Source organism: Nocardia sp. NBC_00416 (assembly GCF_036032445.1).
In the GTDB taxonomy this organism is placed as follows: domain Bacteria; phylum Actinomycetota; class Actinomycetes; order Mycobacteriales; family Mycobacteriaceae; genus Nocardia.
The window spans coordinates 2,300,344-2,323,524 of record NZ_CP107932.1 but is presented as its reverse complement, the minus strand read 5'-3'; the positions used below and the strand labels follow the sequence as shown (position 1 = coordinate 2,323,524).

Here is a 23,181-nt window from a genome sequence, read left to right as displayed (position 1 = left end):
GATGACGGCAGTGTTCGAGACGGTTCTCCCGGCGATCGAAGATGAGTACGCGACCACGTATTACACGCACGTCCGCGACATGGTCGTGCCGGCCGCCGCAGTCGCGACTTTGCGCGCGAAGTAGCCGTCTGCCCGGAGGTTCGGCCGGCTGAACGTCGAGACGGTTGGATGTGCAGTGACGTCCGATCCGATCGCTGGAGGTGTGGTGGCTGAGCCTGTCCCATCGAACAGTGCGATATGAAGATATTGCGATCTGGCTATGAAAAAGCGGCAGCCGACACCGGGCAAGCTATCGGGAAGTGACGAAAGTGCGTGCATCGGACCGGACTGTGACGGGCTTGACTGTGCCGGTACGGCACAGCCGAGACTGTGGTCCGGGCCGGCGCGTCGGCCGACCCGGTGCCCGAGGAGTGATGGTCATGGCGTGGAGTACTCGTCAGCTCGCCGAGCTCGCCGGCACGAGCCTGCGGGCGGTCCGGCATTATCACGAGGTCGGGTTGCTCGACGAACCCGAACGCGGATCGAACGGGTACAAGCACTACGGCGTGGCCCATCTGGTGCGGCTGCTGCGGATCAAACGCCTGACCGAACTCGGGTTCTCGCTGGCACAGATAGCGGAGATGGGGGAGGGCGGCGGGCACCCGGGGGAGGCGTTGCGGGCACTGGACGCCGAACTGGCGGCCACCATCGAACGCCTGTATCGCGTGCGGGTCGAACTCGCCGTGATCCTGCGCCACGGGGGCCCGCAGGTTCAGCGGACGGTGGACGGCACCCACACCGCGGCCGCAGCACGACGAGAAAGCCGATCCGGTACGAGGACGTCCTTTGCCGGCTAGGGGTGCGGTGCGGTCAGGTCGCCGGCGCGGCCGGGGCGCGGACGGCGATCTCGCCGCTGAGTACCTGCCCCCCGCTGAGGTGCAGGCGGTCACCGCTCCAGAACCGGCCGGGGTCGTACCAGTCGGGGCTGCGGTTCTCGGGCAGCAGTCCCATGGCCTGGTAGGTCGCGGCCACGATTTCCGCGCAGTAGGCGTTCTCGACCTCGCGGGCGGCGGGCGGTCGAGAACTGCGGCGCGGCAGACGGACCCGGCCGCGGAACCACCGTCCCGCCAGCGCCGCGGTGGAGGGGAACGGGGTGCCGTCGAGCCGGGCGACGGTACGCAGGACGGCGTTCTCCATCTCCGGGGTGGCCGGCGGATCAAGCTGGCGCAGCCAGGCCTGCTGGTCGTAACGGTGGGCCCAGGTCAGCACCGCGTCACGCAGATTGTGCAGCTGAGCGCCGCGATGCGCGTTGCCCGCCCACATATCCGGCAGCGACCGGCCGAGTTCCGCGTGCCAGATCAGCGCGGGGAGATCGTCGATCACCACGGACATGCCGACGTGGTTGACCGGACTGTTGGTCGTCATCCGGATCATCCGGTCGGCCGTGGAATGACCACGGAACAACCAGATATCGCCTGTCCTGGTGATCTCGACAGCCCGGTCGAGATCGATATCCGCACCCGCCATAGAAGTAGCCTATGCGTATGAGGTGGTGGAAGGCAGTGGGATTGGCGGGTGCGGCCGGCGTGGTGGCCACCGGTGTCGTGGTGGTGCGTGCCGAGCGCCGCCGCCGCGCGTACACCCCGGATCAGGTCCGGGAGCAACTGCACACCCGGTTCGCGCAGGCGGCAGCCGCCGAGGAGGCTGTCGAGCTGCCAGAAGCCGAATCGCGCCTATGGCGGATTCGGGCGCGGCTGCGACAGCTGTTCCGGCGCTGAGGTTTCGGTGTGGGGTGAGCCACCGGGCGCTATCGGCTCCCGAGCCGATAGCGCCCGGGCCGATCACCGCGCGAACGACACCGTCTTCTCCTCGGTGAATTCCAGCAGACCGGACAGGCCGCCTTCGCGCCCCAGCCCGGCCAGCCCGAATCCGCCGAAAGGGACCTCGGGGGTGTTCGGGGCGCCGTTGTTGACACCGACGATCCCGATATCGAGGCGGTCGGCGAGCTGGGCGGCGCGCTCCGGGTCGGCCGACATCACGTAACCGCCGAGGCCGGTGTTCCAGCCGTTCACCTCGGTGACGACGGCGTCCTCGGAGGTGTAGGGCCGGATTGCGCACACCGGTCCGAAGATCTCCTCGTGCCACAGCGGAGTATCGGCCACCGCCTCCACGAGGGTGGGAGCGACGTAGTACCCGTCCCCAGTGCTGATCTCGCTGCGGTCGACGGGGCAGCCGTCGGCGGCGGCACGCGCCACGAGGTCCTCCAGCCGCTCGGCGTGCGCGGCACGCAACATGGGGCCGATATCGGTTCCCTCGTCCGCCGGGTGTCCGGTGACCAACGCGGTGACGCGGGTACGGAGTTCGGCGACGAAGTCCCGGTACAGCGATTCGTGGACGAATACATTGTTGGCGGCGATGCACGACGCGCCGTTGTTGCGGAATTTGGCGATCAGCAACGCGTCGAGCGCGGCCGCGGGATCGGCCTCGGCGGTGACGATGAACGGGCCCTTGCCACCGAGCTCCATGGTGATCCGAGTCATCGAGCGCATGGCCCGCTGCGCTACCAGAATGCCCACCGGGGTGGAACCGGTGAAGGTGACCGCGGCGATATCGGGGGAGTCGACCAGCGCGGAGGTGAGTTCCTCGCCTGCCCCCACCACCACGTTGACGACACCGGCCGGGAGGTGCCGTTCGCAGATCTCGGTGAACGCGAGACTGGTGAGCGGGGTGAGTTCCGAGGCCTTCTGCACGACCGTACATCCGGCGGCGAGGGCCGGCGCCACCTTGCGCGCGGGAATCGACAGCGGGAAGTTCCACGGACTGACGGCGGCGACGACGCCGACCGGCCGCCGGGTGGTTGTGAAGCGGCGCTGCGCGGTGACGAACCCGCCGTCGCCCGGCATGGTGGCGGCGTCGGCGAACCATTCGAAGTACTGGGCGGAGAAGCCGACCTCACCGACGGCTTCGGCCAGGCGTTTACCGGATTCGGCACTGATCGTGGCGGCCAGCGTCTCGGTGTGCGAGCGCAGATCCGCGGCGATGGCGCGTAGTGCGGCTGCGCGCTGCCGCGGCGGGGTGTCGGCCCATTCGCGGAACGCGGCGGCGGCCACCGACGCGGCCCGGCGGGCGATATCACCGGTCACCCAGCCCACCGTGGCGAGGCGTTGGCCGGTGGCCGGGTCGGGAATATCGTGCGGGGTCCCGTCGACCGTGTCGCCGCCGATGCGGGCTCCCGCGGTTTCGGTGGACGCGGATGTCAGTAGCTCAGTGGGCATTACGAGTTCGTTCCTCTCGGTGGATACGGAAGCGGCGCACGATGTCGAGATCGAGTTCGACCCCGAGTCCCGGGCTCGTCGGCAGCCGGATCGCGCCCTCGGACAGTTCGGGTCCGCGCGCGAGCAGTTCGGTGCGCAGCGGGTTGGGCCGCACATCCATCTCGATCCAGTCGACCCGGTCGTAGGCCGCGCCGAACTGAGCGCTGGCTGCGATCCCGATTCCGCTGGAATAGCAGTGCGGTGCGATCCGCACACCGGACCGGTTCGCGGATTCGGCGACCGCGCGGGCAATGGTGAACCCGCCGGATTTGGCCAGATCGGGTTGGATCAGCGTGACCGCTCCCGACTCGATGCGACCGTCGAAATCTGCTGTTCCGTAGACGTTCTCACCGGTCGCGATGGGCAGTGGCACGGCAGCCGCCAGTTTCTGCAGATCGTCGACCCGGTCGCCGGCGAGGGGCTCTTCGATCCAGCGCACGTCGTATTCGGCGAGTGCGGTGATCTCCTCGGTCGCGGCGGCGACATCCCAGGCCTGGTTGGCGTCGGCGAACAGTTCGACACCCGCCCCCACACAGCCGCGCGCGGTCGTCAGCGTCGCGCGGTCGCGTTCGGCGCCGAAACCGATCTTCGTTTTGATCGCGCGATAGCCGTCGGCGAGCGCGACCTCGCAGAGCGCTTCGATTTCGGAGGGGCCGATCCCGCTGGCATACGCGGGAACCGACGACCGCGACCGGGCCTCGCTCAGCAGCTCGTGGACGGGTTTCCCGGCGAGCTTCCCGGCAATGTCCCAGAGCGCGATGTCGATTCCGCTCAGGGCCTGCCAGATCGGCCCGATCGCCCCGGCCTGCCGGCCGACCGGGAGCAGCCGTCCACACAGCTGTGCGAGCACGCCGGCCGGGTCGCTCGCGTCGAGTCCGAACACCAGCGGCGCGATACCTTCGGTGAACGTCGACAAACGTTCGGCGTGCGACCAGCCCGGATAGTTGAGCCAGCTCTCGCCGATCCCGACGACTCCACCGGCTTCGATCTCGACGAGACACACCCGGCGATCGGTCAGCGTGCCGAACGACATCGGGACGGCGTTGTCGACGGGCGCGGACAGAATCGAGACGGTGAGGCGTTCGATCGGGTAGCCGGACGTCATTGCGAAGCCCGGGTCAACGCCGCGTAGGCCTTGATGATCGCACCGGTATCGCGTGCGCCGAGCCCCTCATCGAGCCCGACGTCGTTGATACCGACGATCGCGGTGGCCAGCGGGCTCGGCGTCCCGGATTCGAGCGCGATATCGAGTGCGAGCCTGTTGTCCTTGGCCAGCAGCGCCAGCGCGAAGTTCGGGTCGTCGTCGGCCGCGACCATGCGCGGACCGAGTTCCTTGAACAGGTTCGACACCGTCGCGGCGCCGGAGCGCGAGACCGCGTCGACGAAGGTGGCGCCGTCGACGTCGTTGCGTTCACAGAGGGTGAGCGCTTCGGCGGTGATCGCGTTGATGGCGCCGAACATCAAGTTGTTGGCGATCTTGACGACCGAACCCGCGCCGACGTCGCCTACGCGCAGCACGGTCGCCGCGATCGACGCGGTGAGCGCGGGGGTGACCTGGTCGATCGCGTCCGCGGAACCGCCGCAGACCAGCATCCACGAACCGCATTTGGCGGGCCGGCCCAGTACGGGCGCATCGATATAGGTGACGCCGTGCTTCTGTAGGTCCGCCGCGACCTGACGGGCGGTGGTGGGATCGATGGTGGACAGATCCACGACGACCGCGCCGTCGGGCGCCGCGGGCAGGACGTCGTCGGCCAGGGCGCGGACGTGCTCGGGCCGCGGAACGGACAGCAGGATCAGATCGGCGTCGGCCACCGCGGCGGCGGCATCGTCGGCGACGTCGAGTCCGGCGGCGGCCGCGGCGTCCCTGGCGTCGGCAACCGGGTCGAAACCCCGGACATCGAAGCCCGCCGCGCGGGCGGCGGCGGCCACCCGCCCGCCCATCGTGCCGAGCCCGAGTACGCGGATTCTGGTGTTCATGAGCCAACCTTCCAGTTGTTGTAGGAATTCGTGTAGATCGAGGTGTCGACGAAATCGGCCGGGTCGACGTATTTGTCGATTCCGCCGATCTCGACGAATATCCGTTCGATATCGCCGATCTGGCGTGCGAGGTCGCCCGACTCGTACATCCGGGCCCATTCGTCGTTGGTGTACAGCCGGGCGAATTCGAATCGGCGCAGGGTGGCGTCGAGTGACTGACTGTCCGCGTAGGCGACATCATGGACCGTGGTCAGCGCCCGCTGCCGGTCGTTGATCAGCAGATCGTTCGCTTCCAGCCAGGCGCCGGTGATCTTCGACAGCAGTTCGGGATTCTCTTCGTGGAAATTATTGTTGGCGACCCACCCCCCGACGATGGACGATTGCGGATAGTAATCCTTCGCCGACGCCACCATCCGGGCGTCGGGCATCTGCTTTTCCACGGTCTCGTCGAACGGAACCCACAGTGCCACCGCGGGCACCTGGCCGGAGACGAAAGCGCTGACCGCCGCGGGCAGATCGGCATTGATGATCTTCAGGCTCGACGGATCGACACCTTCCGCGCGTAAAGCGTTGTGCAGGAATACATGCGCGGTGGTTCCGCTTGCCGTGATCACCTGCTTCCCTTTCAGATCGGACACCGATCGGATCCCGGAGGACGGTGACGCCCAGAGTTGGGCGGTATCGAATTCGATATCGTTGGCGAGAAATACCTTTCCGACGCCCTGTGCCGGGAAGTTCGACAGCACCGCACCCATCACCGCCACGTCGACCGATCCGCCGGACAGTGCCTGACTCAGTGCGGTTCCGGTATCGAACTTCACGGGCTCCAGGGCGATACCGTGCTTTTCGAAGAGGCCGTCCTCGATGCCCAGCCACATATGGGCGTCCACCGCGAGGGTGTGCAGATAGCCGACTCTGATGACGGGGAGTCCCGCGGCGGTGGTGCGCGGTCCGGAGGTCTCCAGCGCGCACGAGGACAGCAGCGTGAGCACACCGAGGAGCGCGAGCAGGCCGGTCACGGCCCGGCGCAGACGCCCGCCGTTCATCGCGAGGTCCCGTCGGTTCGATCCGATTCGTCACGCAGGAGTTTCTCGAGGTGGCGCCGCAATTCGACGAAGGCCGGGGACAGCCGGGTTTCGGCCGACCTCGGGAATTCGATTCCGATCGGGACTATCTCGCGAACCCGGGTGGGGCGGGCGCTGAGCACTACCACTTTGTTCGACAGGAAGATCGCTTCCTCGACACTGTGGGTGATGAACAGGGCCGTGCGCTGTTCGGTCAATTGCGTCTCGTGCAGCAGCTGCTGCATACGCTCACGTGTCTGCGCGTCCAGCGCGGCGAACGGTTCGTCCATCAGCAGTACCTGTGGATCGGTCGCGTAGGCGCGGGCGATCGCCACCCGTTGCCGCATACCGCCGGACAGTTCCTTCGGATAGGAATCGGCGAAGGCTTCCAGACCCATGAGGTGCAGGTAGCGGTCGACGATTTCCGCTCGGACGGCGCGTGGTTTGCGGTTCGCCCGGAGCGTGAGCCCGTATTCGATGTTCTTCGCGACGGTGAGCCACGGGAAGATCGCGTACTGCTGGAAGACCACCCCGCGCGACGGGTGCGGCCCTTTTACGAGGACTCCGCCGGCGCGGACCGCGCCCTCGTCGGGGGAGAGAAATCCCGCGGCCATATTGAGCAGCGTGGTCTTACCGCACCCGGACGGCCCGATCACGGAGATGAATTCGCCGGGTTCGATATCGAACGAACAATCCCGCAGGACGTGCATCCGGTCGCCGGCGCGGTCGTAGTATTTGCCGATGCCGTCGAAGGTGATCCGGTTGTCGGCCACGGTTCCCGGTGTCACGACACTGGTCATTTCGACTTCTCCTGCCACGCGGTCATCCGGGATTGGGCGAGTTTGAGGATCAGATCCATGACGAGGGCGGCGATCCCGATCATCACGATGCCGACGTACATATCCGGGATCCGGTAGAAGGTCGACGCGTCCTGGATCGCGGCGCCGAGCCCGCGCTGTGCCGCGACGAGTTCGGCCGCCACCACCGTCGCCCATGACACCCCGAGGGCCACCCGGACAGCCGTGAACAGATGCGGGACCGACGCGGGGACCACACCGCGCGCGAAGATCTCCCAGCGGTTCGCGCCCAGCACGCGCGCGGCCCGGATCAGCAGCGGGTCGATACTCGATATTCCCTCGAACAGCACGATCACCGCGGCGAAGAACGAGGCGTACACCAGGATCGAGATCCGCGCGGTCTCGCCGATCCCGAAGTACACGATCACCAATGGGACCAGTGCGATCGGGGGAAGCGCGCGGAAGAAGTTGACCAGCGGTTCCATCATCGCCCGCAGCGTCGGATACCAGGCGAGCAGGAATCCGACCGGCAGTGCGGCCACCGAGCCGATGATCACGCCGATCATCACGCGGGTGACGCTGACCCGGATATCGAACAGCAGGTCCTGCTCGGTGAACAGGGTCCAGCCCGCGGTGACCACCTCGTCGGGACGTGGAATGCCGCGCCCGGAGACGATTCCCGATACCGATACGACGTACCAGGCGGCGATGGCGATGAGTCCGCCGCCGAACCCGAGCGCGATACGCCGGGGCGAACCGCCCTCTCCCGCTCTCGGTGGTCGACGTCTCTTCAGAGATGTTCGATCGGTGCTGGGGCTCGTGATCGACATTGCGCACACTCCTCTGACCCCCGGCGGCCGCGATCGCGGGACTCCGCGACGGAGTTCCATCTCGACCGAACGGGGAGATTTCATAAAATCTGACAGCTCCCTCAAGCTGTCCGACAAGATCCTGACCGCATAATGTGCGGCTTACCTGTAGGTTTCGGAACCTTGTGATTCACACCATAGGGTAGATTTTGTGTAATCACAAGGTATAGTCGGCGCAAGCAGTGACAGCGGCGATCGGGCGTGATCAGGTCCGCCGGTGTGGCCCCGCCCGGGGCGACGAGGAGCAAGGGGAGTCCAGGTGTCCGCAGCGCGACCGGAGAGTGGTCTGGCAGAACACGCGTACCTCTGTCTGCGTCAGGCGATACTCGACCGCAGGTTCGAACCGGGGGAGCGCCTGTCGGTGGCCGTCGTCACCGATCGGCTGGGCGTCGGCAGGAGTCCGGCACGCGAAGCGATCGCCCGAATCACCTACGAGGGGCTGGCCCGGTTCGAACCGAACAAGGGCGCGGTGGTCGCGAACCCGGATCGCGGCGAACTGGTGGAGATCTACGAGGTGCGCGAGGTCCTGGAAGGACTCGCGTGCCGGCTCGCGTCACAGCGCGTCCGCGCCGCCGACCTGGGCGACCTGCGCGCAATACTCGCCGATCAGCGCGCCGCCATCGAGAGCGGCGACGTGGAACGCCACTACATCATCGATATGCGTTTCCATGCCCGCATCCGCGAAATCGCCGCGAACTCGAAGCTGGCCACGCAGCTGGATCTGCTCCAGGATCAGATCCGCTTGGCGATGTCGACGACCCATCGGTCACCCGGTGGGATGCCGCTGGCCCTCGCCGAACACCACCGGATCGTCGATGCGCTCGAATCCCAGGACGTGCTCTTGGCCGAATTCGCCGGGCGGGGCCATATCGCCCGGCTCCGGAAGGACCTGGCGATTGTCGAGGCGGCCGCGGCGGCACCCGGCACTCCCGTGGTGGAACCGCCGCGATGACTCGCGGACCGCGAAGCACCGCGCCGGGCGCCGCCCCACCGCAGCGGCGCGACGAGGAGACGGACCGGGAACCGGACTACCGGTTCACCCTCGCCAACGAACGAACCTTCCTGGCCTGGATTCGTACCGCGTTCGCCCTGCTGGCCGGCGGGGTCGCGGTAGGACAGCTGTTCACCGGTGAATTCGATCCGGCGACGCACCGCCTCTTGGGCGGGGGCTGTGTCGTTCTCGCCGTCCTCGTCGCGGTCGGGGCCTTCCTGCGCTGGCGACAGGTACAGGCGGCCATGCGCCGCGACGGCCCGCTGCCCGGACCGGTGATGGTGAAGCTGATGGTGGGCGGGGTACTGGCGGCGGCCGTCGGCTGCGCGCTGCTCATCGGTCGATGAGCAGCGCATACTCCCGTGATCCGGGCCTGCAACCGGAACGCACCGTCCTGGCCTGGCGCAGGACCACACTCACCGCGGTGGCGGTGGGGGTGCTGCTCACCAGGACCGCCGTGCAGCAGAACGGCCGGCTCGGCGTCGTGACGGTGGCCGCGGCCGGCTTCGCCGTCGTCGCGCTGACCGTCGGTCTGCACCGCAGGCGGACCCGGCGGGGTGCGGGTCGAGTGCGCGCGTTACCCACGGCGTTCATGGCGCTGATCGCCGCGTCTGCCGGTGTCCCCGCGCTGTGCGCGCTGGCGGGTTTCCTGCTGTCGTGAGTCGTACCGATCCGATCGACCGGCCGGGACGAATTCCTTCGGAGTCGACGGCAAGGAGGCGGATCATGCCGCAGGGCACCGTGAAGTGGTTCAACGAGGATCGTGAATTCGGGATGATCGCGGCCGCGGACGGCGGGCCCGATCTGCTGGTCGAGGGCATCGATGTCCTCGACCGGCACAGCGCTGAGCTGTACTCGGGACAGCCGGTCGAGTTCGAGGTCGCCGTCTGGCCGAAGGGGCCGCAGGCGCTGCGGGTCCGGCCGAGCTGAATCAGGCCCGCCCCGCCGGCGCGAGAACGAGGTCGGTATCGGAATGTCGTATATCGACTCGGGAACGAGGAGCGGCCCCGGCCGGTCGCCGGCACGGGTGGTGTTCCCGTCCGCCTAACCTGACCTGTATGACTATTCCTTCCCTGGAGCTGAACAACGGTGTGCGGATCCCGGCCCTGGGGTTCGGTGTCTATCAGACCCCGCCCGACGAGACGATCGCCGCGGTCGACACCGCGTTGGCAACCGGCTACCGGCATATCGACACCGCCGCCGTCTACGGCAACGAGCGCGAGGTCGGCGAGGCATTGCGCCGCCGCGGCCTGCCGCGTGACGAAGTGTTCGTGGAGACGAAAGTCTGGATCACCGATTTCGGATTCGACGCCACCGCGCACGCCTTCGCCAAGAGCGCCGCCAAACTCGGCATCGAACAGATCGATCTGCTGATCCTGCATCAAGCGCTGCCCAGCGAGTTCGACTTGACGATCCAGGCGTACAAGGCGCTCGAGGCGTTGCTGGCCGACGGTAGGGTCCGCGCGATCGGCGTTTCCAATTTCATGCCCGAGCACCTCACCCGGCTGCTGGAAGCCACTTCGGTGGTTCCCGCTGTGAACCAGATCGAAGTGCATCCCTACTTCCGCCAGTCCGAACTGCTCGCCCTCGACAGTGAGCACGGAGTTCTCAATCAGGCGTGGTCACCGATCGGCGGTATCACCTTCTATCGTGACGGGTCCCACGGCTCCACCCTCGAGGATCCGGTGATCGGCGGGATCGCCTCCGCCCACGGGAAGTCGCCCGCCCAGGTGATGTTGCGCTGGCACCTGCAGCAGGGTCGACAGGTGATCCCGAAGTCGGTCACCCCGGCGCGTATCGCGGAGAATTTCGCGGTGTTCGACTTCGAATTGACGGCCGGCGAACTGGCGGCGATCGACGCGCTGGATACTGGTGTACGCGGTGGTCCCGAGCCGGAACAGATCACCCGCGAGAACTTCGGAGTCGAGATTCCCGAGGCATGATCCGATCGCCTCTGCGGTCCGCCACCGCAGTGCTCCGGCCGGACCGCGTTCCCGCCCAGTCGCTCCCCAGCCGCGCGGCCCGGGTCTCTTCGTGCTCTGGGCTTTTCTCGTATCGGCTCTGGACCGCCGGTGCGATCGGCGGCGCAGCGCAGCACGCCCCGAGTTCGGCGTCCGGCGGGAACGGCGCGGAGACCGCTCGCTCGACGCGGATTTCGACAGCTGGGACTGGGGCGATTTCGGTGACTGATGGGTGCCGCCCCGATTCCGGGGGCCGGAGAGCGGGGATCTCCCTGATCCGCCCGACCCGGTGCCGAACATCGGCCCAGGGCCTGTCGTTCTCGGACTTCGTGTAGTCCGGGAAACGTAGTCCTCCACACTGATCGGCAACGGTTCGGGCGCACCGGTCGTCGGCGCGCTGGGCGGTTTCCGGCATGACTTCCTCGTGTCGTATCCGTGGGCGGACGGGGTGGACGATTCATCTTGAAAAGCAGTGCGGTCGGTGGGTGTTCGGGCCACGGTACGCAATCTTCGCAATGATGGCAATGATTGATTGGAGTAGTCCGGCGAGCGCCGTTCATGGCCGATTTGTTGCCTATGTCACACGATCGGGCCGGTCGGTCGGCTGAGCAAATCGGCCTGAGCTGGTCTTTTTCGGTCTTCGGAATCTATTGGCCAACCAAACGGTAGTTATTGACACTTGGTGCGTTGTGTATCTAACTTTGGCCGCGCCTCGGGAAACCCCCACGGGCACTCCGCTTGTCGGCCTCCCCGGTCGCTGCATCCGGGTACGAACAGAGGCGGCTTTCCGGACACGCGGAGTCGTTTGCGCAGCAGGTTCGGAGGTCGGTCTTGTCCGGAATTTCACGGCGCACCTTCATGGGTGGATCCGCGGCGGCAGCCGGGATCGCGCTCGCCGGGACGGCAATCGCGCGGGCGGACACCAGCATCCGCGACCCGCGTCGGCGGACGCCGCTCGCTCGGGAGGACCATCGGGTGATCGTCATCGGATCGGGGTTCGGCGGCGGGATCGCCGCACTGCGGCTGGCCCGCGCAGGGGTGCCGGTATTGCTGCTCGAACGCGGCAGGCGTTGGGCCACCGGCCCGAACGCCGATACGTTTCCCGACCCGACCAGCCCCGACAAGCGGATGCTCTGGCACGGCTCGGATCCGCAATTGTTCGGCAACCCGGTGGCGTTCGATCCGTACCTGGGTCTCGTGGATGCCGTGGTCGGGGAGAATATGACGGCCGTCTGCGCGGCCGGCCTGGGCGGTGGCTCGCTGATCTACCAGGGCATGTCGTTGCAGCCCGCGGAAGCGGTGTTCAACACCCATCTCCCGCCGGAACTCGACTGGGGCCTGATGGACCGGGTCCACTATCCGCGGGTCGCGCGGAAACTGGGTCTGGCGGTCGCACCGGATGAGCTGATCGCGCATCCGAGCTACGCCGCGGCACGCGTATTCGCCCGCAACGCACGGGCCGCCGGGCTGCCGGTCTCGAAGATCCCGATGCCGATCGACTGGAACTTCGCCCTCGCCGAAACCCGCGGCGAGATGAAGGCCTCCTACACCGACGGATCGGGTGCGCTCGGCGTGAACAACGGCGGAAAGCACTCGGTCGACGTCACCTATATCGCCGAGGCGGAAGCGACCGGGCTGGTCGACGTCCAGGTCATGCACAACGTCACCGATATCGAGCGCGGCGCCGACGGGCGCTGGATCGTGCACGCCGACCGCACCGACGAATCTGCGCGGGTGCTGGAACAGAAGATTCTCACCACCGAGACCCTCGTCATGGCCGCCGGCAGTCTCAACACCACCGATCTGCTGGTGCGCGCCTCGGCCAAAGGGGCGATACCGGATATGCCCGATGCGCTGGGTGCGGGATGGGGCACCAACGCCGACCGGATCTATACCTGGACGAACCTGGCCGAGGGTTTCGGCGCGCAACAGGGCGGGCCGGTCGTCTACGGCAGCCTCAACTGGGGCGACCCCGCCACGGCGCACACTGTCATCCAGGCGTCGATCCCGCCGCTCGGAATGGACGCGCACACCACGATGCTGGTCGGCTACGGAGTCAGCGACGCCCGTGGGCATTTCGCCTACGATTCGGCGACCGATACCGCCAGGCTGCGATGGCCTGCGGACGGTGACGCCGCGATCCAATTCGGTCAGATCGACAAGTCGGTGCACAAGGTGGCCGGCCCCGCGTCGGTGGTCAATGACACCAATCGTGCCTTCCCGTCCACCTGGCACGGACTGGGTGGCGCCTGTATGGGGTCGGTCTGCGATCTCGACGGGCGGGTGCTGGGTCAGCGCGGCCTGTATGTTCTCGACGGCGCCCTGCTGCCCGGCAATGCCGCGGCCTGCAATCCGTCGATGACCATCGCGGCGGTGACCGAACGGGCCATGGACAACCTGGTGGCCCGGGATGTGGGATCGGTGATCTGAGCGCCGGTCGTGGCTGACGGCCTTCCGTCGGGGTTATGCCGAATCGGCCGTGGGCGTGCGGGTCGGGTCGCCCACTCGTAGATCGAGGCTCCAGTTCTGGCCGACGAGGTCGTGGCCGAAGCTGTGGTGCGGCTCCTCGTCGGTCAGGGTGAAGCCGGCGGCCCGGTAGATCTTGTGCGCGGCGGTCAGCACGTCATTGGTCCAGAGGGTGATCCGCTCGTAGCCGGCGTCCCGGGCGAAAGCGAGGCATTCGGCGACGAGGCGGGTGCCGACGCCCAGGCCGCGTGCGGCCGGGGCGACCAGCAGGATGCGTAATTTCGCGACGGCGGGGTCGTGGTCGGCTGCGCAGAGCACGCATCCGACGCGTCGGCCGTCGGCCTCGGCGATCCATGCCGCCTCCCGGGTTGCGTCGTGGTCTGCGGCGAAGTCGGCGACGATCCGGGCGACCAGGGCCTCGAAATCGGTGTTCCAGCCGAACTGTGCGTCGTAGATCTCGCCGTGTGCCAGCACCATCCAGCCCAGGTCGCCGGGGCGGTCGGCCCGGCGTACGACGACTTGCGGCTGTCGGTGCGGTTGCGACATGGATCAACCTCTCGGTCTCGACCTCATTCTACTGAAACGACTGTTTCAGTAGCGCTATGCTACCTGCGTGACCCAGGAGACGACAATCCCGTCCGCTCGACGGACCGAACTGCTGGAGGCCGCCTACCGGTATGCCCTCGACCACGGGCTGACCGATCTGTCGCTGCGTCCGCTTGCTTCGGCGATCGGTTCCAGCCCGCGCGTCCTGATGTTCTTGTTCGGCAACAAAGACGGTTTGGTGCGGTCGCTGCTGGCGCGGGCCCGCACCGACGAACTGGCTCTGCTGGGCGAGTTGGGAGTCGCCGACGCGGCTTCGCCCATCGGATTGAACGCGGCGACGGAACGGCTCTGGGGTTGGCTCGCGGCCGGTGAGCATCGGCCGCTGCTGCGGCTGTGGGTCGAGGCCTACGCGCGCTCACTGGTCGAACCCGATGGCGCGTGGGCAGGGTTCGCGCAGTCGACTGTCGAGGATTGGCTGTCGGTCCTGGCCGGATGCCAGCGACGATCCGAACGAGACAGCGCCCGCGGCGCCGCGCGCCGGACCCTGGCCCTGGCGGTCCTGCGCGGCGGGCTGCTCGACCTGCTCGCCACCGGCGACGAAGCGAGAGTCACCGCCGCGGTCCACGCCCAGGTCGGCCTGCTCGGGGGAGAGCGTCGGCCGGGCTCCGGAGGGGATCAGAGCCGGTAGCAGCGGATCGCCGGCCCGCCGCGGTCGACGCCGGCACGGGTCCGTTCGTCGACTCCACGGAGCCGGAGCCGGCCTTCATGGCACCGGAACGGCCTCGAGAATGTTCTCCGGGGACAGTGTCGGCGTGCACGTGAGCAGGGCGAAACCACTCTCGGCGAGTAGCGCACGGTATTCGGTTTCGGTGCGTTCGCGACCGCCGGTGTTGACCAGCATCTCGAGGTCGATGTAGTTGCCCGGATGCGGTCGGTGGTGTCCGGGGAGAACGAGTTCGATCAGCAGAAGGCGCGCCGTCGGCGGCATCGTCGCGCGGATGGTCCGCAGTATCTGGCGAGCTTGTTCGGCCGGCCAGTCGTGCACGATGTGTTTGAGCAGGTAGACGTCCCCGCCGTCGGGGACCGTCTCGAAGAAGGAACCCTCGATCACCACGCATCGGTCGGCCACTCCCGCCGCCCTCAGCCGTGGGCCCGCGTCGGCGACCACCTCCGGCAGGTCGAAGAGCACACCGGTGCAATCCGGTGCGCGGCGCAGGATCTCGGCCAGCAGGGCGCCCCGGCCGCCGCCGATATCGACGATGGTGCGGTAGCGGGTGAAGTCGTAGGCGGCGAGCACCGGATCCTGTCCGAGGCTGTCGATGCTGGCCATGGCGCGGTCGAACATCTCGCCGAGTTCGCGATCGGTGCGCATTCGGTCGAAGAACGCCTTGCCGTGCCCGCTGCCGGCGGCGGGGCCGCCTGCTCGCACGGAGTCCACCAGGTGGGTCCAGTGATCGCGATGGGTCGCCGAGCCGAAGAACAGGACCGCGTCCCGCAGCGACACCGGTGCGTCGGACCGCAGGGCCTGCGCCAAGGGTGTGAGTGCGTAGCGGCCATCGGGCCGCCGCGTGAAGATCCCGTGCCCGATCAACAAGCGCAGCAGGCGGTGGAGCGCGTCTTCGTCCGCGCCGACCGCGCGCGCGAGTTCGGTTCCGTCGCGCGGGCCGTCGGCCAGAGCTCCCGCGACATCCAGGGCGGCGGCCGCGTGGATCGCCTGGGTGAGCCAGCCCGCCGCCACCATCTCCAGCAGCGCGAGGTGGCCGGGTACCAGTCGCCGATGAATCCGGGCGAGCGCGTCGCGCAGCCGTTCCACCGCGCGAACGGCGGCCTGCGGCGGTGCTTTCCTTCGATCGGAGATCATCGCGACTCCATATCGTGGGCAGAGGTGTCCGCCGAGACTACGACGCCGAATGGGCCGGGCACGGGATCATTCGCCGGTCGTGTCGGCCGATCCGGTGCACCGGCCACCGCAGCGGTGGCCGGGCGGGGCGGAGCCCGCGGTGTGCGGCCCGCCGCCGGGGTCGCGGTCCGGTCAGTTCGCGCGTTCGTGCCCGGACCGGGCAGCCGCTGGAGCGAGCGCGGGAGTCCGCGGGGGCGCTGATCGGGCCCGGTGCTTCGCGACGTTCACCCGGTTCGCGCATCGGTCGGAGCAGAAGCGCCGCCGACCGTTGCGCGAGGTGTCCACGAACACCTGCGCGCATCCGTCTCGCGCGCACCGCCCCATCCGGTCCGGCGCCGCGCAGAAGAGTTCGGCAAGCCCGGCAGCGGTGTAGGCCTTGACCCGCTCCTCGATCGGAGCGTGCTCCGCGGCGTAGTGCAGATGCGGTGCCCGCCCGTCGTGAGTCGAGATGTAGGGCCGGCTGGTGGTCTCGGCCAGTAGTGCGTTGAGCAGGTCGACGCTCGGAGCGTCGAATATCTCGTCGAGGCGAGCGGTCCACCGCTGTAGTTCGGCCGCCTGCGCCGGTCCCACTGTGCCGACCGGTTTGTAACCGGCCTCGATCAGCAAGGCGGCCAGATCTCGGTCACCGGGTGCGTTGACCAGCCGTACGGCGAGTTCGGCCGCCGCGCCGCCGTAAGGGTTGAAATGCATAGAACCATTACATCAGACTCGGGGCATGACCATCATCTGCTCCGCGTGCTCCTGGCCCGCGCCCGCCCTGATCTCCGAGCACGGTCCGGTGCGCTACTGGCGCTGCGTCTGCGGGCAATGGCTGGTGAGCGAGGAGGCGACGGTGACAGCGGCCCCGGGCGGCAACGATTTCGCGCCCACGCCCGCACCATGCGGGCGCCCGCGATCCGGCGCCGATGACGTTCGGCGAGTGGATATTCCGGGCCACGTGTAACGGGAGCCCGGCGGTCGATCCGGAAAGAGCTTCGGCCGCAACGTTTGTCGTCAGTCCGGGAGCAGTGCGGGCAGGACGAAGGTGCGAATCTTGTCCCGGATGCGGTCGAGGCCGTCGGCGCCTTCGTTCAATCGGCTGATGTACAGCATCTCGACCTCGGAGATCCATTCGCAGAGCAGGCGGATATCCAGGTCGGCTCTGATCGTCCCGGCGCGCTGCGCTTTCGTGAGGACGGGTTCCCAGAGCTCGTAGGTCAGTTCGACGGCACGCCCGGATTCGGTGAGCAGTTGCGCCGAGACGATCATCTCGGCGGGGGACACCAGCCGGTGCATCATCGGATCGAGGCAGCCGCGGCGGATGTCCTCGCAGATACCGTCGACGATGCCTTCTTCGATCGTCGGCCGGCGTAGGACGAACTCGCGTGCCGACGCCATATTGGACCGGGCGCGCCGGACCACCGATTCGGTGACCAGTGAATCGCGGTCGGCGAAGTACCGGTACACCGTGGCTCGTGAGGTCGACGCGGCTTTCGCCACATCCTCCATCGTGGTCTTGGCGATGCCGTAGCGGGCGAAACACGATTCCGCGGCAGCCAGGATCGTCGATCGCACATCGGGCCGGGACTCGGTGCTACTGGCTGTCACGGCAAGTACCGTACCAATCTCTCGGATAATCGAACACCATTAGATAAGACGCTAGACAATATTTGTATCGTGTGTCACTCTCGCAGTATGGAGCGCGACGAGAAGATCAGGCTCACGCAGCGGCTCATCGCCCACGTGGACAACGACACCACCGACTACGCGGAGAATCTGCTGCGTGTGCCCTTCTCCGTGTTCGACGATCCGGAGCTCGCGGCCAAGGAGCGCGATGTGGTGCGGCGATTCCCGCATATCGTGGCGCACGTCGACGAACTGGAGAAGTCCGGCGATTTCCTCACCACCGAGCTGATCGGGACCCCGTTGCTGGTGGTCAGGCAGAACGACGGCAGTGTCAAGGCATTCTCGAACGTCTGCCGGCACCGCGGATCCAAGGTCGAATTCGCCGAGTCCGGCTGTAAACGTGTTTTCGCGTGCCCGTATCACAACTGGTCCTACGGCAAGGACGGGTCGCTGCGCGGGCTCCCGCATGCCGAAGGTTTCGAGGGGATGGATCGCGCCGAATACGGGCTGGTCGAGTTCCCGTGCGAAGTCCGGCACGGATTGGTCTGGGTGGTGCCGACGGTGGGCGCCGAACTGGATATCGCGACGGTGCTCGGTCCGAAGCACGACGCGGAGGTCACCGATACCGGAATGGCGGAGTCGTATCAGGTACGCAAGGAGACCTGGCGGCTGGGCATGAACTGGAAGATCGCCGTGGACGGTGTACAGGACTCCTATCACCTGTGCCAGTTGCACACCAAGACGGTGTGCAACTACCTCGAGGGCAATATCACCGCTTTCGACCCGGTGGGCCGGTCGTGGCGGCTGGTGGTGGCCCGCAAGGCGATCACCGAGGTGCGTGACGCCGACCCGGACAGTTTCGACGTGCGCGACTACTCGCTGGCGAACTACACGGTCTACCCCGGAACCATGCTGGTCACCGAGCCGAATCATTTCGAGATCTGGACCATCGTGCCGGACGAGGACGATCCCAACGTCAGCTACTGCACGATCCGGTTGCTGTCGCCGCGCAAGCCGCAGACGCCGCGTGAGGAACGGATCCTGGAGAAGAACTGGGAACTGCTCATGGAGACGCTGCACGCCGAGGACTGGTTCGTCACCAAGACCATCACCGATAACGCGGCGCACGGCCAGGTCCGTGAGTTGATCTACGGACGGAACGAGCTGCCGGGTCAGGTATTTCACAATATGGTCGCAGACGATGTCGCCATGCTCGAACGAGAGCGGGCGGAGCAGTCGGTGCCGGCCTCGTGACCACCGGCGACCTGCGGTCGGACCGCCCGGCGCCGGGCGTACTCCGGCTGACCCTGAACCGTCCCGCCGTCCGCAACGCGATAACGCTTGCCCTGCAGCGGGAACTGGATTCGGCGCTGGCCGCCGCGGCGGCCGACGATTCGGTGCGGGTGGTGATCCTGGCCGGGGCGGGCGACCTGGCTTTCAGCGCCGGATACGACTTGACCGAACTCGCGGCGCTGACACCGGCCGAGTCCGCCGCGGCGATGGCCGAGCGCGAGGAACTGCTGTGGCGGTACCTCGCGTTCCCCAAGCCGACCGTCGCCGCGGTGCGCGGCGCGGCCCACGGTGCGGGCACCCTCCTCGCGGTGTGCTCGGATCTGCGCGTGGGAGGTCCCGATACCTCGCTGGCGGTCACCGCCGCGAAGTACGGCGGGATGAACCTGACCTGGCTGCTCGATTCGCTGATCGGCGCGGCCCATGCCCGGGACCTGCTGATGACGGCGCGGAACGTATCCGGTGACGAGGCGTATCGGATAGGACTGCTGAGCCGCTGTTCGGCAGATGTGGCCGCGGCGGCGGTCGAGCTCGCGACGGATGTGGCGGTGCGGTCGCCCGACGCGGTGCGGCAGATCAAATCGCTGCTGCTGGCCGGGCCGGGCCGGAGTCTGCGGGATCGGTACGACCGGGAGAATGTCGCGCTCCGGTCCATGATGGCGGACCGGTCGATCGAGGATATGTTCTCGACCTTCTTCGCGGCCCGGGTTCCGGCGGCGGAGTCGAAGAGATGAGCTTCCCCGGAGAACCCGGAGCGAGCGAGCGGAGGCGTCCCGCCGATATCTGGAGCCCCGGCTGGGACGACCCGTTCGTGCCCACCGCCGAGTCCGACGACGAGTACGCGGCACTGATCGAGGCGTTGCGGGCGGTCCAGGAAGCGGTGACGAGAAGTAGGCCGACCCCGGCCGCGGCGGCCGCCGCGGCCTCCGGATTGCGCGAGATCGCGACCGCGATGCGGGCCTTCGAGGTCGACGAGGATTCGCAGATCGCGGGTAAACGCTGGGATCTGGCCGGTCACGGTCAAGCACTGGCGCCGCCGGTGCGTCTCGACGAGATCACCGCGACCTCGGCGCGCGGCGTGGTCACGGTGGGGCGCTTCCACTCCGGGCGGTACGCGATGAACGGCGGGGTGATGCCGCTGATCTTCGACGAGATCCTGGCCCGGCTGGCCAACCGGGACCGGCCGTGGGCGCGCACGGCCTATCTGAACGTCGCCTTCCGCGCGCCCGCGCCGCTGCACACCGAGCTGGTGCTGAACGCGTATCTCGTACGGCAGGAGGGCCGGAAACGGTTCCTGCGCGGGACCCTGCACCACGGGGAGTCGCTGGTCGCCGAGGCCGAAGGTCTCTGGGTCGAGCTGAAACCCGAACAGACACGGAATATCTCGAACGAACTGGAAGGGGTCGTCCGATGAGCGGCTTCTCGCTGCTGAACGGCGTGCGCGTACTCGAGGTGGCGCAACTCGCGCCGTCCTCGCTGGGCGGGCACCTCGCCGATCTCGGCGCCGAAGTGATCAAGATCGAGGCCGGTCCGGCCGGTGATCCGGTGCGGGTCGGTGGTAGCCGGGCGGTCGGCGGTCCGGACGGGCCGGCCTTCATGCACTTGCGCTGGAATCGGGGGAAGAAGTCGGTGGCCCTGGATCTGCGGACCGCCGAGGGGAAGCAGGCGTTCCTCGATCTGGCGCGGTCCTGCGACGCGGTGGTCGAGGGTATGCGCGGCGGCTACCTCGACTGGCTCGGGATCGGCTTCGCCGAGTTGCGCCGCGTGAATCCGAAGATCGTGCTGTGCACCGTGTCCGGAATGGGTACCGACGGTCCGTACCGCGGACTCGGCACCGGCGGCCCGGTCTTCGACGCCTACGCCGGCCTGCGCGAGGTGAGCACGCCGGACGAACCGCCGGTCACGGGAATCGCGGGCTCGACCAGTCCGCCGGTCGCCATGTACGCCCTCGGCGCCTATGGGGCGATGGGTCTGCTCGCGGCTCTGCACCGGGCCGCCGTCACGGGCACGGGCTGTCAGGTGGAGGTGTCGGGTATCGATATCGCCGCGGCCTGGATGCCGGACCTGGTGGACGCCGAGCTCAACCGCGACTGGTCGATTCCCCGGCCCACCTGGCTGCCCGACGGCCGGCTGCCGGACTGGCCGAGGCTGGAGGCCTATCGGACCAAGGACGGCAAAGCCGTGCTGTTCGGTTCCCATGTGGAGAAGTTCTGGCGCAATTTCCTGGTCGCGGTCGGTCGTGAGGATCTGGTCGAGGTGGATCTGGCCGGCACCGATGAGGGGGCCCCGGCCCGCGCCGATCTGGTGTGGCGGGCATTGCGGGAGATCTTCGCGCAGCGCACCAGGGACGAATGGGTGCGGTTGTTCCTGGAACACGGGATCGCGGGCGGTCCGGTCAATACCGGACCCGAGATGCTCACCGATCCGCATTTCCGGGCGCGTGACAACACCTACCGCGTCGAATACGAGGGGGTCGGCGAGCTGAAGTTCCTGGTGAGCCCGGTCCGGGTCGCGGGCGAGAAGTTCGCGCCCGCGCTGCCGCCGCCGGTGGGGGCCGACACCGCCGATGTACTGCGCGTGATCGCCGGATACGACACCGACCGGATAGCCGCGGCTACCGATCCGCAACTGCCCGGAAAATAGGCAAAAGCGGGCGACCTGCCCGCCTGTCAGCACCGAATACGACGCCCACGCGCGATCTGCGCGGTGGGTGTCGTATTCGTGCAAAAGGGACTATCGGTACGAACTTCCAGAATCGGGTATTGCACCGGCTACCTACAGCTGTTAGGTTTACGGCACGCAGTGAGGGCGGTCACACCGCCGCGGCGTGCGGCCGGCATCCGGCAGATCACGAGGAGCTCAGATGAATCTTGCGGATTTGACTCGTTACTGGGGCAAGACCCGCCCGAACCAGCAAGCCATCGTTTTCGGTGACACCGCTCAGACGTGGGCCGAGGTGGACGCGGTGACCGACGCGCTCGCCCGGGGTCTGGCCGCCCGGGGCGTCCGCAAGGGCGACCGCGTCGCGGTGATGATGCTCAACCGTCCGGAGCTGGCCCACATCATCCTGGCCACGCTCAAACTCGGCGCCATCAGCGTCCCGCTCAACTTCCGGCTCACCGCGAAAGAGCTGGCGCCGATGGTGGTCGACTCGGCGCCGCGCGTGGTGATCGTCGAGGACGACTTCGCCCCGTTGCTCGAGGTGGCCGCCGAGCAGACGCGATTCGAGACCTACGCGATCGGTGGCGACGCGCACCCTCCGTTCGGCACACTGCTCGATCCGGGCCCGGTGGCGCGGGTCGAAATCGCCGGTGACGACGCGGCCTTCATCTGCTACACCTCCGGCACCACCGGTGTGCAGAAGGGCGCGCTGGTCACCCACCGCAGTGCCATGGCACCGGGTATCTCCCAAACCGTCAGCCACGGATTCACCGCCCGCGATCGGGTCCTGTGCTCGGCGCCGCTGGTGTACACCGGCTCGGTGCTGTCGATCTTCATGCAGCTCGTCGTGGTGCCCGGCGCGACGATGGTGCTGCTGCGCGAATACGATCCCGAGATCGCGCTGGACACTCTCGAACGCGAACAGATCACCGCGACGACCACCGTGCCGGTCATCTGGGAACGGATGACGACGCTGCCCGATTTCGGATCCCGCAAGCTGGCGAAGTTCACCTTCGCCGGAACCGGCGGCGCACCGGTGAGCCTCGATCTGGTCGAGTTCTACCGATCCCATGGAATACCCCTCACCCAGGCATACGGCCTGACCGAGGCGTCGGGCATGGTCGCGACCCTGAGTTTCGCCGACGCCCGCACCCGGCCCGGCTTCGCCGGACTCGCGCTGGTCGGCACCCAGGTGAAGATCGGCGACCCGGATGCGGACACCCCGGCCGGTGAGGTCGGGGAGATCCTGGTGCGCGGCGAGCATGTGATGCGCGAATACTGGAACAAGCCCGAGGCGACCGCCGCGACCCTGGTGGACGGCTGGCTCCGGACCGGCGACCTGGGCCTGCAGGACGAAGGCGGTTTCCTCAAGATCGTGGACCGCAGCAAGGACATGCTGATCTCCGGGGGTCTCAATGTCTACCCCGCCGAGATCGAGCAGGCGCTGCACGCCATCGAGGGGCTGGTCGACCTCGCCGTCATCGGCGTGCGCGACGACCGTTGGGGCGAGGTGCCGATGGTGGTCTTCCACAGCGACCGCCCCGCCGGCGAGGTCGTCGCCGATATCGCGGCGGTGGCCGCCAGCGATCTCGCGAAGTTCAAACGGCCCAAACACGCGGTGGCGCTGGGCGAACCGCTGCCCCGGACGTTCTCCGGCAAACTCGCCAAGCCGGTGCTGCGCCGCCGGTTCCCCGAGGTCCCGGCCGACGCGGTCGTGGTCGAGGGCGCCACCGCCACCGCGTGAACGACGGTCCTCGC

Annotated in this window: 26 protein-coding genes and 1 pseudogene; 16 read left to right on the top strand and 11 right to left on the bottom strand. The window is 67.7% G+C overall.

What is annotated here, in order from left to right; genetic code table 11:
* The first annotated feature begins 1 nt into the window (after window position 1).
* Entirely contained in the window at window positions 2-124 is a 123-nt protein-coding gene (locus OG804_RS09335) for a hypothetical protein (RefSeq protein ID WP_328395947.1), read from the top strand.
* Window positions 125-413: 289 nt separating this feature from the next.
* Window positions 414-728, top strand: a pseudogene (locus OG804_RS09330) (MerR family transcriptional regulator); the annotation flags it as partial.
* A 121-nt stretch (window positions 729-849) separates the two neighbouring features.
* On the opposite strand, the gene OG804_RS09325 reads toward OG804_RS09330, so the two are convergent.
* Complete coding sequence (locus tag OG804_RS09325; protein WP_328395945.1) at window positions 850-1,506, bottom strand: hypothetical protein; 657 nt, start codon at window positions 1,504-1,506, stop codon at window positions 850-852.
* A gap of 17 nt (window positions 1,507-1,523) precedes the next feature.
* Here OG804_RS09325 and OG804_RS09320 point away from each other — a divergent pair, with 17 nt between their 5' ends.
* Window positions 1,524-1,757, top strand: coding sequence for a hypothetical protein (locus OG804_RS09320; RefSeq protein WP_442941776.1), 234 nt, complete (start codon window positions 1,524-1,526; stop codon window positions 1,755-1,757).
* 63 nt (window positions 1,758-1,820) lie between these two features.
* Here OG804_RS09320 and OG804_RS09315 read toward each other — a convergent pair whose 3' ends face one another.
* The 6 genes from OG804_RS09315 to OG804_RS09290 are packed head-to-tail and all read right to left on the bottom strand — an operon-like array spanning window position 1,821 to window position 7,964.
* On the bottom strand, window positions 1,821-3,254 hold the full coding sequence (locus OG804_RS09315) for an aldehyde dehydrogenase family protein (protein WP_328395941.1): 1,434 nt from the start codon (window positions 3,252-3,254) through the stop codon (window positions 1,821-1,823).
* Window positions 3,244-4,398, bottom strand: coding sequence for a mandelate racemase/muconate lactonizing enzyme family protein (locus tag OG804_RS09310; RefSeq protein WP_328395939.1), 1,155 nt, complete (start codon window positions 4,396-4,398; stop codon window positions 3,244-3,246). Before OG804_RS09310 ends, OG804_RS09315 begins: the two co-directional genes overlap by 11 nt.
* On the bottom strand, window positions 4,395-5,273 hold the full coding sequence (locus OG804_RS09305; protein ID WP_328395938.1) for an NAD(P)-dependent oxidoreductase: 879 nt from the start codon (window positions 5,271-5,273) through the stop codon (window positions 4,395-4,397). Before OG804_RS09305 ends, OG804_RS09310 begins: the two co-directional genes overlap by 4 nt.
* Entirely contained in the window at window positions 5,270-6,319 is a 1,050-nt protein-coding gene (locus OG804_RS09300; RefSeq protein ID WP_328395936.1) for an ABC transporter substrate-binding protein, read from the bottom strand. Before OG804_RS09300 ends, OG804_RS09305 begins: the two co-directional genes overlap by 4 nt.
* Window positions 6,316-7,137: an ABC transporter ATP-binding protein gene (locus OG804_RS09295; protein ID WP_328395934.1), complete on the bottom strand. Its 822-nt coding sequence runs from the start codon at window positions 7,135-7,137 to the stop codon at window positions 6,316-6,318. The genes OG804_RS09300 and OG804_RS09295 overlap by 4 nt, the downstream gene beginning before the upstream one ends.
* Entirely contained in the window at window positions 7,134-7,964 is an 831-nt protein-coding gene (locus OG804_RS09290) for an ABC transporter permease (protein ID WP_328395932.1), read from the bottom strand. The genes OG804_RS09295 and OG804_RS09290 overlap by 4 nt, the downstream gene beginning before the upstream one ends.
* Before the next feature lie 298 nt (window positions 7,965-8,262).
* Here OG804_RS09290 and OG804_RS09285 point away from each other — a divergent pair, with 298 nt between their 5' ends.
* The 6 genes from OG804_RS09285 (at window position 8,263) to OG804_RS09260 (ending at window position 13,385) form a co-directional block, all read left to right on the top strand.
* The gene (locus OG804_RS09285) at window positions 8,263-8,955 is read left to right on the top strand and encodes a GntR family transcriptional regulator (RefSeq protein ID WP_328395930.1); all 693 of its coding nucleotides are present in this window, start codon (window positions 8,263-8,265) and stop codon (window positions 8,953-8,955) included.
* Window positions 8,952-9,341, top strand: coding sequence for a YidH family protein (locus tag OG804_RS09280; protein WP_328395928.1), 390 nt, complete (start codon window positions 8,952-8,954; stop codon window positions 9,339-9,341). Before OG804_RS09285 ends, OG804_RS09280 begins: the two co-directional genes overlap by 4 nt.
* Entirely contained in the window at window positions 9,338-9,655 is a 318-nt protein-coding gene (locus OG804_RS09275; RefSeq protein WP_328395927.1) for a DUF202 domain-containing protein, read from the top strand. The genes OG804_RS09280 and OG804_RS09275 overlap by 4 nt, the downstream gene beginning before the upstream one ends.
* A 65-nt stretch (window positions 9,656-9,720) precedes the next feature.
* On the top strand, window positions 9,721-9,924 hold the full coding sequence (locus tag OG804_RS09270; RefSeq protein ID WP_328395925.1) for a cold-shock protein: 204 nt from the start codon (window positions 9,721-9,723) through the stop codon (window positions 9,922-9,924).
* A gap of 128 nt (window positions 9,925-10,052) precedes the next feature.
* Window positions 10,053-10,937: an aldo/keto reductase gene (locus OG804_RS09265; protein ID WP_328395923.1), complete on the top strand. Its 885-nt coding sequence runs from the start codon at window positions 10,053-10,055 to the stop codon at window positions 10,935-10,937.
* Window positions 10,938-11,786: 849 nt separating this feature from the next.
* Window positions 11,787-13,385, top strand: a complete 1,599-nt coding sequence (locus tag OG804_RS09260) for a GMC oxidoreductase (protein ID WP_328395921.1) — start codon at window positions 11,787-11,789, stop codon at window positions 13,383-13,385.
* A 33-nt stretch (window positions 13,386-13,418) separates the two neighbouring features.
* Here OG804_RS09260 and OG804_RS09255 read toward each other — a convergent pair whose 3' ends face one another.
* A complete protein-coding gene (locus OG804_RS09255) occupies window positions 13,419-13,967 on the bottom strand; it encodes a GNAT family N-acetyltransferase (protein WP_328395919.1) in 549 nt (182 codons plus the stop codon).
* A gap of 67 nt (window positions 13,968-14,034) precedes the next feature.
* Here OG804_RS09255 and OG804_RS09250 point away from each other — a divergent pair, with 67 nt between their 5' ends.
* The gene (locus OG804_RS09250) at window positions 14,035-14,655 is read left to right on the top strand and encodes a TetR/AcrR family transcriptional regulator (protein WP_328395917.1); all 621 of its coding nucleotides are present in this window, start codon (window positions 14,035-14,037) and stop codon (window positions 14,653-14,655) included.
* A 75-nt stretch (window positions 14,656-14,730) separates the two neighbouring features.
* Here the strand turns inward: OG804_RS09250 and OG804_RS09245 are convergent, their stop codons facing one another.
* Both OG804_RS09245 and OG804_RS09240 read right to left on the bottom strand, forming a co-directional pair.
* Window positions 14,731-15,828, bottom strand: coding sequence for a methyltransferase (locus tag OG804_RS09245; protein ID WP_328395915.1), 1,098 nt, complete (start codon window positions 15,826-15,828; stop codon window positions 14,731-14,733).
* A gap of 171 nt (window positions 15,829-15,999) precedes the next feature.
* Window positions 16,000-16,557 carry a CGNR zinc finger domain-containing protein gene (locus OG804_RS09240; protein WP_328395913.1) on the bottom strand — a complete coding sequence of 186 codons (558 nt, stop codon included), beginning with the start codon at window positions 16,555-16,557 and terminating at the stop codon, window positions 16,000-16,002.
* A gap of 25 nt (window positions 16,558-16,582) precedes the next feature.
* Here OG804_RS09240 and OG804_RS09235 point away from each other — a divergent pair, with 25 nt between their 5' ends.
* Window positions 16,583-16,810 carry a hypothetical protein gene (locus OG804_RS09235; RefSeq protein ID WP_328395911.1) on the top strand — a complete coding sequence of 76 codons (228 nt, stop codon included), beginning with the start codon at window positions 16,583-16,585 and terminating at the stop codon, window positions 16,808-16,810.
* A 50-nt stretch (window positions 16,811-16,860) separates the two neighbouring features.
* Here the strand turns inward: OG804_RS09235 and OG804_RS09230 are convergent, their stop codons facing one another.
* On the bottom strand, window positions 16,861-17,454 hold the full coding sequence (locus OG804_RS09230; RefSeq protein ID WP_328395909.1) for a TetR/AcrR family transcriptional regulator: 594 nt from the start codon (window positions 17,452-17,454) through the stop codon (window positions 16,861-16,863).
* 87 nt (window positions 17,455-17,541) lie between these two features.
* On the opposite strand from OG804_RS09230, the gene OG804_RS09225 reads away from it, so the two are divergent.
* The 5 genes from OG804_RS09225 (at window position 17,542) to OG804_RS09205 (ending at window position 23,167) form a co-directional block, all read left to right on the top strand.
* The gene (locus tag OG804_RS09225; protein ID WP_328395907.1) at window positions 17,542-18,726 is read left to right on the top strand and encodes an aromatic ring-hydroxylating oxygenase subunit alpha; all 1,185 of its coding nucleotides are present in this window, start codon (window positions 17,542-17,544) and stop codon (window positions 18,724-18,726) included.
* Window positions 18,723-19,496, top strand: a complete 774-nt coding sequence (locus tag OG804_RS09220; RefSeq protein ID WP_328395905.1) for an enoyl-CoA hydratase/isomerase family protein — start codon at window positions 18,723-18,725, stop codon at window positions 19,494-19,496. The genes OG804_RS09225 and OG804_RS09220 overlap by 4 nt, the downstream gene beginning before the upstream one ends.
* On the top strand, window positions 19,493-20,176 hold the full coding sequence (locus tag OG804_RS09215) for a PaaI family thioesterase (protein WP_328395903.1): 684 nt from the start codon (window positions 19,493-19,495) through the stop codon (window positions 20,174-20,176). The genes OG804_RS09220 and OG804_RS09215 overlap by 4 nt, the downstream gene beginning before the upstream one ends.
* Window positions 20,173-21,405: a CaiB/BaiF CoA transferase family protein gene (locus OG804_RS09210; protein ID WP_328395901.1), complete on the top strand. Its 1,233-nt coding sequence runs from the start codon at window positions 20,173-20,175 to the stop codon at window positions 21,403-21,405. The genes OG804_RS09215 and OG804_RS09210 overlap by 4 nt, the downstream gene beginning before the upstream one ends.
* Before the next feature lie 220 nt (window positions 21,406-21,625).
* The gene (locus OG804_RS09205; RefSeq protein ID WP_328395899.1) at window positions 21,626-23,167 is read left to right on the top strand and encodes a class I adenylate-forming enzyme family protein; all 1,542 of its coding nucleotides are present in this window, start codon (window positions 21,626-21,628) and stop codon (window positions 23,165-23,167) included.
* Window positions 23,168-23,181: the final 14 nt, after the last annotated feature.